The organism is Mycobacterium sp. IS-1742 (genome assembly GCF_001500125.1).
In the GTDB taxonomy this organism is placed as follows: Bacteria; Actinomycetota; Actinomycetes; order Mycobacteriales; family Mycobacteriaceae; genus Mycobacterium.
Map to the genome: position 1 here is coordinate 191,264 of NZ_LQIV01000023.1, position 12,524 is coordinate 203,787.

The 12,524-nt window shown below is 70.8% G+C and carries 6 protein-coding genes and 2 tRNA genes; 5 read left to right on the forward strand and 3 right to left on the reverse strand.

Annotated elements, in window-relative coordinates; all coding sequences use genetic code 11:
- Positions 1-244 precede the first annotated feature (244 nt).
- A complete protein-coding gene (locus AU196_RS15465; RefSeq protein ID WP_059095950.1) occupies positions 245-3,964 on the forward strand; it encodes a hypothetical protein in 3,720 nt (1,239 codons plus the stop codon).
- A 60-nt stretch (positions 3,965-4,024) separates the two neighbouring features.
- On the opposite strand, the gene AU196_RS15470 is transcribed toward AU196_RS15465, so the two are convergent.
- Positions 4,025-4,100, reverse strand: a tRNA-Lys gene (locus AU196_RS15470).
- Positions 4,101-4,261: 161 nt separating this feature from the next.
- On the opposite strand from AU196_RS15470, the gene AU196_RS15475 reads away from it, so the two are divergent.
- The 3 genes from AU196_RS15475 (at position 4,262) to AU196_RS15485 (ending at position 10,051) form a co-directional block, all read left to right on the forward strand.
- Positions 4,262-5,482, forward strand: coding sequence for a L,D-transpeptidase (locus AU196_RS15475; RefSeq protein WP_059095951.1), 1,221 nt, complete (start codon positions 4,262-4,264; stop codon positions 5,480-5,482).
- A gap of 147 nt (positions 5,483-5,629) precedes the next feature.
- The gene (locus tag AU196_RS15480) at positions 5,630-8,818 is read left to right on the forward strand and encodes an adenylate/guanylate cyclase domain-containing protein (RefSeq protein WP_059095952.1); all 3,189 of its coding nucleotides are present in this window, start codon (positions 5,630-5,632) and stop codon (positions 8,816-8,818) included.
- A gap of 3 nt (positions 8,819-8,821) precedes the next feature.
- A complete protein-coding gene (locus AU196_RS15485; RefSeq protein WP_059095953.1) occupies positions 8,822-10,051 on the forward strand; it encodes a glycosyltransferase in 1,230 nt (409 codons plus the stop codon).
- A 48-nt stretch (positions 10,052-10,099) separates the two neighbouring features.
- Here AU196_RS15485 and AU196_RS15490 read toward each other — a convergent pair.
- Both AU196_RS15490 and orn read right to left on the reverse strand, forming a co-directional pair.
- Positions 10,100-10,175: transfer RNA gene (locus tag AU196_RS15490), tRNA-His, on the reverse strand.
- Positions 10,176-10,215: 40 nt separating this feature from the next.
- Positions 10,216-10,863 carry an oligoribonuclease gene (gene orn, locus AU196_RS15495; protein ID WP_059095954.1) on the reverse strand — a complete coding sequence of 216 codons (648 nt, stop codon included), beginning with the start codon at positions 10,861-10,863 and terminating at the stop codon, positions 10,216-10,218.
- Between the two features lie 68 nt (positions 10,864-10,931).
- Here orn and AU196_RS15500 point away from each other — a divergent pair, with 68 nt between their 5' ends.
- Positions 10,932-12,497: a helicase HerA-like domain-containing protein gene (locus AU196_RS15500; protein ID WP_059095955.1), complete on the forward strand. Its 1,566-nt coding sequence runs from the start codon at positions 10,932-10,934 to the stop codon at positions 12,495-12,497.
- Positions 12,498-12,524 lie beyond the last annotated feature (27 nt).

Below are 12,524 nucleotides of genomic sequence, written 5' to 3' on the forward strand. Positions count from 1 at the left end.
AAACGCGCCTCGCCCTCACCCAGACGGTTCCGCTGTGTGCCATCGGAAACAGTGACGGCTCGAAACGGAGATTCGGGCAAAATCGCAAACAGGTCGTCAATTAAGTATTTCTCAGATAGTCTCACGCCCCGGGGCGTCATCTAGCAAATCTTGTACGTGAGTACGCCGGTCCGAGCGACCGGCCACGGCTCAGTACCTGACACGGCTCGAACCGCCTGGATCCGTGTCAGATGAGAGGAATTTCGTGGCGGGTAAGCATCGCAGCACCGGCAAGGCCCAGCACGGACGCAAGGAGAAGCTCCCTCGCGTTCTTCCGGTGTCGGGCTGGTTGAGCGCGGGGGCGGTCACTGTCGGGTTGGGTGCGGCGATGATCGCCGGTGCCGGACTGGCGCACGCCGAACCGACCTCGGACGGCGGTTCGTCATCGACGTCACAGTCGGACAAGGGCGGTACCGGCGCGTCCACCGGCAGCGGTCAGTCGTCACGGGACGACGGGGACGTAAGGAACGAATCCGGCGCGGCGACAACCTCGTCCGGCGCGACGGCCTCCAAGGTCACCCGCGAGAAGACCGAGGACGACGGCGACTCCAAGTCGTCGATCCGAAATTTCTACAGGTCTCGAGGGGACGTGTCGCGGTCGCGCTCATCGCGTGACGGTTCGGGTGCAGGGACCGCCGGCTCCGATGGCGAGATCGCTCCAGCGGACCCCTCACCCGACGCAACCGTCGGCAACCGGTCGCTGGAAGCGCCCGCGACGAGGGTGCCCGGCGCGGCAGCCACTCGACCGAACCCCGGTGTCGTGGTCGGGAACATCGTCGGGCTGTTCGTCAGCAACGGCACCGCCGATCGCCCCAACGCGGGACTGCTGCTCGGCAACGGCTTCAGCTATACCGCGGACTCGTGCCCAGCAAGCAGGGTGTGCACCGGCGGCAACGGCGGTCTTCTGATGGGCACCGGCGGCGGTGGCTACCGCGGTGGCAACGGCGGCTCCGCCGGACTCATCGGTAACGGTCGTGCAGGCGGGGCCGGGGAGGCAGGCGTCAACAACGGTGCGGGTGGCCGCGGTGGCCGCGGTGGCCTGGTGGTCGGCAACGGTGGGGCCGGCGGCGCGGGCGCGGACGGGACGCCGGGCGCCGCGGGGAGCGACGGCCTCGAACCAGGGCAATCCGGGACCGACGGTTCGGTGGGCGGCGCCGGTGGGGCCGGCGGGGCCGGTGGCTACAGCGGCCTGTTCGGTCGCGGAGGCGCCGGCGGCCTGGGAGGTGCCGGGGCGATCGGCGGCGATGGCGGCAATGGCGTGAACGGTGCTGCGGCGAGCGTCGCCGGCGGCGCGGGCCAGGCCGGCGGTAGCGGCGGCGCCGGCGGCGTAGGCGGCGCCGGGGGAGCGGGTGGGGCAGGCGGTAAGTCGTTCTTCGGCGGAGCCGGCGCCAACGGCAACGGGGGGAATGCGGCCAACGGCGGCGTCGGCGGCTCTGCAGGTGACGGTGGGGCCGGCGCGGCGGGTGACGCCGACAGCCCGGACGGCGGGGCCGGTGGCGACGGCGGCAACGTGGGAGCCGCCGGTGCCGGCGGAACGGGTGGTCAGGCCGGCCGAGGAGGCCGTGGCGGCGTCGCGGGGGTGAACGGTGTGGCGGGCGCGGCGGTCACCGGCGGCGGTGACGGCGGTCGCGGCGGCACCGGCTACAGCCCCCCCACGCTCGCGACGGTGGTCGGCAACGGTGGCCGAGGCGGAAATGGCGGCAACCGCGGCAACGGCGGTGCGGGCGGGGCCGGCGGCGACGGCGCCGCCGGTGACCACGGGACGAATGCGGTACTGATAGACGCCGGCGTCATCCCGGCGCAGAACGGCGTGGCCGGCGGACAGGGCGGCAACGGCGGGGCCGGCGGCCTGGGCGGCTCGATCTCCGGGAACGGCGGCGCGGGCGGTATCGGTGGACGTGGTGGGCGCGGCGGTAACGGCGGCAACGGCATCGACGGTGCCGACGGCACGGTCAGCCTGGTCCCCGGTGAGCCGAACGGCCGCAACGGCACCGACGGTGGCGACGGCGCCGCGGGTGGAGCCGGCGGAACCGGTGGCGCCGGCGGCGGTACGGCAGGTGGGTCCGGCACATCGGGCAGCAACGGCGACGGTGGCGCAGGCGGCCGCGGTGGCGACGCCGGCACACCGGGTGACGGCGGCAACGGGGCGGCCGGTTCCGCCACCAATGCGGCGGGTTCGGGTGGCCACGGCGGTAACCCCGGAAGCGTCGGAGCCGGAGGCGTGCGCGGTGCGGCCGGCTCCGGCGGCCTGTCGGACAGCGGCCGCGCCGGCGCGACCGGCGCAGCCGGAACCCCGGTGACCAGCGGCGGCAACGGTGGTCACGGCGGCGCCGGCGCACACGCGACGGCGGCGGGCGTAGCCGGTGGTCAGGGCGGTGCCGGCGGAAACGGCGGCGCGGTCGGCAACGGCGGTGACGGCGGGCGCGGCGGCAACGGCATCGCCGGTACCGCGGGAGCGAATGGCGCCGAGGGCTCCGGTGCTGCAGGCGGATTCGGTTTGTCGGGTACGGACGGCGGTGACGGCGGGGCCGGCGGCCTCGGCGGGTCGACGTCGGGTAACGGTGGCAACGGCGGCGCAGGTGGCAACGGTGGCAACGGCGGAGTCGGCGGCAAGGGCGGCAACGGCAAATCGGGTGAGGGGTATCTCGACTCCGGCCAGCAGGGCGGCAACGGCGGCGAAGGCGGTTTCGCCGGTGATGGCGGCGTCGGCGGGGCAGGTGGCGCGGCGCTGGGCTCGGGTGATGGCGGCGCGGGCGGTCTCGGCGGTTCCGGCGGCATCGGCGGCACCGGCGGGGCCGGCGGTCACGGCGGGAAGAACGGCACTCAACCTCTGCCCGACGGCCCGATAGGCGGCCCTGCTCCCGATGCCGGCGACGGCGGCCACGGCGCGACCGGCGGTCACGGCGGCTTCGGCGGCAACGGCGGGGCCGGCGGTGCGGCTCACGGCTCGGGCAACGGTGGAGCCGGCGGCAACGCCGGGGTGGCCGGCGCCGGTGGTGGCGGCGCTCGCGGCGGAAACGGCGGAATCGACGAAGACAATTACGAGACGTACGGCGGCACCGGCGGCAACGCCGGCGACGGAGGCAACGGCGGATACGCCGGTACCGGTGGGGCCGGCGGTGCGGCTCATGGCTCGGGCAACGGCGGTGCCGGCGGCAGAGGCGGGGCCGGCGCCGACGGCGGTGCCGGCGGCAGAGGCGGTGACGGCGGTTCCAGTGAAGGATGGATGGCCGGGTCCGGCGTCTGGGGCGGTGACGGCGGTGCCGCCTCCGGTGGCGGAGCCGGCGGTGCCGGCGGCGCCGCGCTCGGAACCGGGAGCGGTGGCGCCGGTGGCGCGGGTGACGTCGGCGGTGTGGGCGGCCGAGGCGGCGACGGCGGCCACGGTGGTGCCTACATTGCCAACGGCAGGGCAGCCGGGGGCGGTAAGGCCGGCGACGGCGGCTATGGCGGCAACGGCGGCTGGGGGGGCGCCGGCGGCGATTCCGCGCTCGGACCCGCCGGTGCCGGCGGCAACGGCGGCAACGCCAACGCAGGCGGTCGCGGTGGCAACGGCGGTAACGGCGGCACCGGCGGCTTCGGCGGCGCGTTCGGGACATCCCCCGGTTACGGGGGCCAAGGCCACAACGGCGGTAACGGTGGTGCGGGCGGCAATGGCGGCTGGGGCGGCGCCGGTGGTGACTCCGGCGCCGACGCGGGCGGCGCAGGCGGAGACGGCGGGGACGGCGCTGTCGGCGGCAACCGCGGCGCGGCGGGACTGGGCGGAACGGGAAACCAGTGGGGCCTCGAACCCGGTGGACCCGGCAACCCCGGCAATCCCGGTCAGCCGGGCAGCGGTGGCAGCGCGGGCGTCGGTGGCACCGGCGGCTCCGGCACGTCCGCCGGGGCCCCCGGCGACCACGGCGAGGAGGGGCCGGACGGCACTTAGGCCATCCCGGTGAACCTCCTCGAAAACGACGAAAGCCCCGCGCGAGCGGGGCTTTCGTGGTGGTGCGCCGTCAGGGTTTCGAACCCCGGACCCGCTGATTAAGAGTCAGCTGCTCTACCAACTGAGCTAACGGCGCGCGGGAGAGACGATAACAGGCCGAGCGCTGCGACGTGAAATCGTATCGGCTCGGGGGTGCCGGGCGGCTCTCGCCGGCAGGCTCCATGTCGGTGCTGCCAGTAGACTGTGGCACGACGAAATCCGTTTGAGCGAAACCCTGGGTGTGAGGTGGAGAAGACAATGTGGCAGGTCCGTTCGGTGACCCGTCCGCGTCGGCAACGAGCGTGGTGGGCGGGCATGCTGATGATTCCCGCCCTGGCGGTGGGGCTCACTTCGTGCTCGAGCGACTCACAACCCGAGGCGCAGCAGGTGATCACCGACAAGGGCACCCCGTTCGGGGATCTGTTGGTGCCGAAGCTCACATCCTCGGTGACCGACGGGGCCGTGGGCGTCGCGGTGGACAGTCCGGTCACGGTCGCCGCCGAGGGCGGTGTGCTCGGCTCGGTCACGATGGTCAACGAGGACGGCGACGCGGTTGCGGGCAAGCTGAGCCAGGACGGTCTCACCTGGGCCACCACCGAGCCGCTCGGATACAACAAGAGCTACACGCTGACCGCGAAGTCGATGGGCCTCGGTGGTGTCACCAGCCGGCAGATGACGTTCGAGACGCATTCGCCGGAGAATCTGACGATGCCCTACGTGCTGCCCAACGAGGGCGAGGTCGTCGGGGTGGGTCAGCCGGTGGCGATCCGGTTCGACGAGAACATCACCAACCGGCTGGCGGCGCAACGGGCCATCTCGGTCAAGACCGACCCGCCCGTCGAAGGCGCGTTCTACTGGCTGAGCAACCGCGAGGTCCGCTGGCGTCCCGCCGAGTACTGGGAGCCGGGTACGAAGGTCGAGGTCGAGGTGAACACCTACGGCGTCGACTTCGGTGACGGGCTGTTCGGCCAGGACAACGTCAAGACGCAGTTCACCATCGGCGATCAGGTGGTCGCGACCGCAGACGACGCGACGAAGACACTGACGGTCCGCCGCAACGGCGCGGTCGTCAAGACCATGCCGATCTCGATGGGCAAGAACAGCACCCCGACCAACAACGGCACCTACATCATCGGCGACCGGTACTCGCATCTGGTGATGGACTCGTCGACCTACGGCGTGCCGGTCAACTCGCCCAACGGCTACCGCACCGAGGTGGACTGGGCCACGCAGATGTCCTACAGCGGCATCTACGTCCACTCCGCGCCGTGGTCGGTGGGTTCGCAGGGCAGCAGCAACGTCAGCCACGGCTGCCTCAACGTGAGCCCGTCGAACGCGAAGTGGTTCTACGACAACACCAAGCGCGGAGACATCGTCGAGGTCGTCAACACCGTCGGTTCGGTGCTGCCGGGCACCGACGGTCTCGGCGACTGGAACATCCCGTGGGAGCAGTGGGAGGCCGGTAACGCCGGCGTCTGACCGCTGGAACGACGAAGCGCCTCACCCATTCGGATGAGGCGCTTCGTCGTGTCCGGGTGCGGATCACCACAAGTTCTCCGTTACCGGCCGATCGGCCCGCGCATGCGCGACCATGGAGAAGACTGTCGGCGCGGGAGATGACGGAGGATGGCCGGCCACACCACTGATGCCGCCGGGCGCTGTGGGTCGTGCGGTAACGACCTACGCGCCAAGGCCCGCTTCTGCGACATGTGCGGCAGCCCCGTCTCCGCGAGGCCGGCCGCCGGGGAGCACAAGCAGGTGACGGTTCTGTTCGCCGACGTCGTGGAATCCATGAAGCTCGCTGCGATGCTGGACGCCGAGCGACTCCAACAGCTCATGCACGAACTGTTCAACCGGGCGGGCGCGGTGGTTCAGCGCTACCAGGGCACCGTGGACAAGTTCACCGGGGACGGCCTGATGGCTCTGTTCGGCGCTCCGCTGGCACTCGAGGATCACGCCCTGCGGGCATGTATCGCCGCGCTCGAGATCCAGTCGGCGGCCCGGGAACTGGCCACCGAGGTGCTGCGCTGCGACGGCGTCGCTCTCCACCTGCGCATCGGCCTCAACTCCGGCGAGGTCATCGCCGGGCAGATCGGCACCGGGCCGGGCCGCTACACGGCGGTCGGCCATCCCGTCGGGATGGCGCAACGCATGGAAGCCGCGGCGCCGCCCGACGGTGTCCTCTGTTCGTCCTCCACGGCCCGCCTCGTCGGCGAGGCCGCCCGGCTGGGTCCCGTTCGGCAGGTTGCCGTCAAGGGCAGCGACGTGCCCGTGCCCGCGAGACAACTCTTCGCCGTGGAGTCGACCCGATCGGTGTTGGGGCGCAATGAGGGCGTCATGCTCGGCCGGGACGCCGAACTGGCCCGGTTGCATGCGCTGCTCGACGACGCGACCGGGTGCCTCGTCGGGATCATCGGTGCCCCCGGCGTCGGAAAGAGCCGGTTGATCGGGGAGTTCGGTGCGATGGCCACGGGCGGGGGTGCGGACATCCTCCTCGCCCGCTGCGAAGCCCATACGTCCACAGTTCCGTTCCGCGCGCTGTCGAGATTGTTGCGCGCGGTATTCCAGATCGAGGGGCTGGACGACGCCCGGGCCCGCGAGGTCGCGTCGGCCGCATGCCGCCCGTTGAACATCGGCGTCGCCGACGAGCAGATTCTGTTCGACGCCATGGGAATTGCAGATCAGGACGCACCGCCGCTGCAGGTCAGCGTCGACGGCCGGCGTCACCGCTTACTGGAGATGATGGCGCAGGTCGTTCGACGACGCCCGACCAGGGCTGTGATCGTGCTCGAGGATGCCCACTGGATCGACGAACCCAGCGACGCGGTGCTCGCGGATTTCGCCGCGACTCTGAGCCTGACGACCTCGATCCTCGTGACGACCTACCGGCCCGAGTTCCGCGGTGCGCTGCATCGTCGTTCGGCGCACCGGATCAGGCTGCGGCCGCTTTCCGACGCGCTGGCGCTGGAGCTGGTGGGTCAGGTCCTCGGCGGTGACCCGTCGCTGACCGGACTGTACGAGCGGGTGGCCGGCGCGGCGGCGGGGTATCCGTACTTCATCGAGGAGATCGTGCGCGATCTGGTGGGTCGCGGTGCGCTCTCCGGGAGCAGGGGCGCCTACCGCCTGACCGGCGACCTCGACGAGATCTCCGTCCCCGCAACGATCCAAGCCGTGCTCGCGGCCCGCATCGACCGGTTGCCGGCCGAGGCCAAGTCCATCCTGAACGCCGCCGCCGTCGTCGGTACGCGGTTCGACGCGGACACTCTGCGCGCCCTACGGCCCGACATGGTGTCGTCGCAGCTGGCCGAACTGGTGGCCGCGGAGCTGATCGACCAAACGGAATTCGTTCCGCGCCAGCGTTACTGCTTCCACCACCCATTGGTGCGTGCGGTCGCCTACGACTCGCAGCTGACCACGACGAGAGCCGAGGCGCACCGTCGGCTGGCCGCGGCCATCGCGGCGCGGGACCGAGGCGCCGCCGACGAGAACGCCGCACTGATCGCCACTCACCTCGAGGCCGCCGGTGACGACGTTGCCGCGCATCGATGGCGTATGCGGGCGGCTGAATGGCTCCGGCCACGAGACCTGCTCGCCGCGCGGACGGAATGGGAGAACGCGCAACGCATCGCCGACCGGTTACCCGACGGCCACGACGACGTTCTTGCCATGCGTGTCGCACCCCGGACCATGCTCATGTCGACGCTTCTCTATGTGGGGGACGACGTCGACACCCAGGACCAGTACCTTCGGTTTCGCGAACTGGCCCTGCAACTCGGCGATCTGAGATCCCTCGCGATCGGTACGGTCGGGCGGATCTGGTCGTTCGTCGTCAACGAGAACCAGGTTCCGTCGGCTGCGGCGCTCGCATCCGAAGTCGAGGACATCGTCGACGGCATCGGGTCCGACGCGCAGGCCCGGAGCATCGTCCTGAATGCGCTGGCCTTCGCCCGGTTCTCCAACTGTGAGATCGATGCCGCGGCGAGACACGTCGACGCCTTGCTGGATCTGGCCGACGCGCCGCCGGTGGAGCTCGCACCCGCACGGGCGCTGCGGGGTGTCATCGAGATCGTCATGGGCGACTCGACCCAGGGCTGGAGAGACCTCCGTCAGGGCATCGCCCTGGCGCGGGATCTGCACCCGGTGGACTACGCGATGATCCTGCACTACTCCGGGATCGTGGTGATGCTGGGCATGAGTCGGGCGGAGGACCTGGTCGACGATGTGTGCGAGGCGTTGCGACGCGCTGAATCCTTCGGTGACATGAGCGCCCTGATCGCCGCCCAGTGGACAGCCGGCGCGGTGCTGTTACGGACGCAGAATGCTCCGAGCGGTGGCGATGTTCACCTGCTCGAACAGGCACAGGACAGCATTCGCAAACGGCGACTGCTCGTCGTCGGATTGGCGGCCATCGCCGCCGACCTCGCGGTCGACGCCGCACGGAAGGGGCGACGCGATGGCGCCATCGCTGAGCTACGAGCCGTGTTCGATGTCCACATGACAAGCGGCACAAGGTTGTTCGCGGCGTGCGCCGCGGAAGCCCTGACGGAGATCCTGCTCGCCCGCGGCGCCGCCGACGACCTCGCGGAGGCACACCGGGTTGTCGTGCGCTGGCTAGACCGCCGCCCGGACATCCCCGCTTTGGACCTGTGGTGGCTCAAGTCACGGGCCCTGCTGGCGAACGCGAGGGGCGATCGGTCCGGCTACATGCAATGGGCCGGCCGGTACCTCGACCTGTGCGAAAGACTCGACGCCAGAGGCCGAATCCCGCACGCCCGTCGACTCTTCGACGAGGCGACCGCAGGAGACGGGAGCTGAGAGGTGGCGACGATCCTGGCATACACCTCGCCCGCGCTGGGTCACATGCTCCCGATCAGCGCCCTGCTGGTGGAGCTGCAGCGCCGTGGTCACCGAATCGTGCTGCGCACGCTCTCCGGCTACGTGGATCTCGGGCGGAGCCTCGGCTTCGACGCCGAAGCGATCGACCCGCGCATCGAGGCGATCTCGCTCGACGACTGGCAGACCACCGATCCGCGCCGTGCCCTGAAGTCCGGTGTGGCGGCGTTCGCGCGCCGCGCCGAACACGAAGTCGCCGACTTCGCCGAGGCGGTGACATCGGTCCGCCCTGACGCCTTGCTGATCGACGTGAACTGCTGGGGTGCGCGGTCGGCGGCCGAGGCCGGTGACACACCGTGGGCCTGTTTCTCGCCGTACAACCCACCGCTCGAGTCGCCCGGCGTACCGCCGTTCGGGCTGGGCCTCACACCCCTGCCGGGGGTGGCGGGCCGGGTGCGTGACGCCGTCGCACGGCTCGTGGTGTCCCGGTCCGTCGAGAGGGTGCTGCTCCCGCCCGTCAACGCCGTCCGGGCCGCCGTCGGCCTCGAGCCGGTCGCGTCGGCCGACGAATACCTGCGCCGGGCACCGCTGATGCTGGTGGCCACCGGCAAACCGTTCCAGTACCCACAGACGGACTGGGGCGACCGTGTCCACATGATCGGGCCCTGCGCGCTGGACCCCGGTCCGGAGACCGTCCCGGACTGGCTGGGCGCGATCAACCGGCCCATCGTCCTGGTCACCACATCGTCGGAGCGGCAGGATGACGTCGGCCTCGTGCGCACCGCGATCACCGCCCTGGCCGACGATCCCGTGCACGTGGTCGCCACGCTCCCGGCGGGGCTGTCCGAGGACCTCACCGACCGGCCCAATGCGACGGTGCGCGGGCAGGTTCCGCACGGCGTGATCCTCGACCGTGCGGTGTGCGCGGTGACCCACGGCGGAATGGGTGCGACGCAGAAGGCGCTCCTCCATGGCGTTCCGGTGTGCGTCGTGCCGTTCGGCCGTGATCAGTTCGAGGTGGCGCGACGCGTCGAGGTCGCCCGTTGCGGCACCCGCCTCCCTGCGAAGAAGCTCTCAGCGCCGCGCCTGCACGAGAAGGTCCGTGACGCGATGACCATGACGGAGGGCGCGAGACGGGTCGCCGCCGGCTTCCTCGCCACCGGTGGCGTCGCGCACGGCGCCGACCTCTTCGAGGATCGAGTGGTCGGCTCGTGAACGAACATCGCCCCACCCGCGAATGTGCAGGTGGGGCGATGTCTCAGTTGGGGTGGCTGACGGGACTCGAACCCGCGACAGCCAGGATCACAACCTGGTGCTCTACCAACTGAACTACAGCCACCATCGCCGCTGACCCGTCGGGCCGTACGGCGACGTCGATCTTAACCGGTCGGGTGCCCTGCGGCCGAATCGGTCTGCGGAGCGTCCTTGCCGGGTGGGCCGAGTTCGGCGGCGATCGCGGCGATATCGCTGGTCGACGGCCCGGGCGGGGCGACGAACGCCGTCTGCCGGTAGTACTTCAGCTCCCGGATCGACTCATGGATGTCGGCCAGCGCGCGGTGGGCCAGGCCCTTCTCCGGCTGACCGAAGTAGATCCGCGGATACCACCGGCGGCACAACTCCTTGATCGAGCTGACGTCGATCATCCGGTAGTGCAGGTACTCGTCGAGTGTGGCCATGTCACGGGCGATGAACCCGCGGTCGGTGGCGATCGAGTTGCCGGCCAGCGGTGCCGTCTTGGCCTGTTTGACGTGCCCGCGGATGTAGTCGAGCACCATCTCCTCGGCCGTGGCGAGGTCGACCGTCGAGGCGCGCACCTCCTCTGTCAGACCCGAGCGGGCGTGCATGTCGGTCACCACCGGGATCATGGCGTCGAGCGCCTCGTCCGGCGCATGGATCACCACGTCGAGACCCTCGCCGAGGATGTTCAGGTCGGCATCGGTCACCAGCACCGCGATCTCGATCAGCAGATCCGACCTCAGATCCAGGCCGGTCATCTCACAGTCGATCCACACCAGTTCGTCACGCACAGCGAATCAGGGTATTCGCCCCCGCTGGATGCGCACGCCGATACCCGTGCCCCAGTAGGGTCTGCGCCATGACCAGTGAGTCGACTGACGGTCGCGCCGCCGGCATCGCGGCCGGCTACGCCACCGAGGGCCAGGCGCTGGAACTCGGCACCGTCGTCGTCGACGGCGTGGCCGATCCGGCCGCCCGGGTCCGGATCCCACTGGCGACCGTGAACCGGCACGGCCTGGTGGCCGGCGCCACCGGAACCGGCAAGACGAAGTCGCTCCAGGTGCTCGCCGAGCAGTTGTCGGCCGCCGGGGTGCCGGTGCTCATGGCCGATGTCAAAGGCGATCTGTCTGGGCTGGCGCGGCCCGGCGAACCTGGTGAGCGGATCTCCGAACGTGCGGCCGACACCGGCGACCAGTGGGCTCCGACGGCGTATCCGGTCGAGTTCCTGGCGCTCGGAGCCGACGGCGCCGGGGTGCCGGTGCGCGCCACCGTCTCCAGCTTCGGGCCGATCCTGCTCTCGAAGGTGTTGGGGCTCAACCAGACCCAGGAGTCGACGCTCGGTCTGATCTTCCACTGGGCCGACCAGAAAGGACTGCCGCTACTCGATCTGAAGGATCTGCGGTCGGTGATCCACTTCCTCACCAGCGAGGACGGGAAACTCGAGCTCAAGGCGCTCGGCGCGGTGTCCACGACGACGGCCGGAGTGATCCTGCGCGCGCTGGTCAACCTCGAGGCCGAGGGCGCCGACACTTTCTTCGGCGAGCCGGAGTTCGAACCCGACGATCTGCTGCGCGTCGACGCCGAGGGCCGCGGGGTCGTCACGCTGCTCGAACTGGGCAGCCAGGCCGTCCGCCCGGTGTTGTTCTCCACCTTCCTGATGTGGGTGCTGGCCGACCTGTTCACGACGCTGCCGGAGGTCGGTGACCTCGACAAGCCGAAGCTGGTGTTCTTCTTCGACGAGGCGCACCTGCTGTTCGCCGACGCGTCGAAGGCGTTCCTCGAACAGGTCGAGCAGACGGTCAAGCTGATCCGGTCCAAGGGCGTCGGCGTGTTCTTCTGCACGCAGTTGCCGACCGACGTGCCCAGCGGCGTGCTGTCGCAACTCGGCGCGCGGGTGCAGCACGCGTTGCGCGCGTTCACCCCCGACGACGAGAAGGCGCTGCGCAAGACCGTGCGCACCTATCCGAAGACCGACGTCTACGACCTGCAGTCGGCGCTGTCGTCGCTGGGCATCGGCGAGGCCATCGTCACGGTGCTGTCGGAACAGGGTGTCCCGACGCCGGTGGCGTGGACGCGGATGCGTGCCCCGCGGTCGCTGATGGACACGATCGGCACCGGGGCGATCGTCGCCGCGGCGGCCGCCAGCCCGCTGCAGGCCGAGTACGGCCAGACCGTCGACCGCGAATCCGCCTACGAGCGGTTGGCCGCCCGGCTGGCGCCGCCCTCACCGCCCGCGGACCTGCCGCCGGTGCCCACCGGGTTCGACGTCCCGCCCATGCCTGCGCCGGCCCCGGAGCCGGGTCTGTTCGACAAGGTGATGGACAGCCCGGCATTCAAGAGCGCGATGCGCTCGGCGGGCACCGTCATCGGCCGCGAGATCACCCGCAGCATCTTCGGCACGGGTCGCAGGCGCCGGCGTCGCTGACCCGCGAAACAGCATTCCCTGCTACCA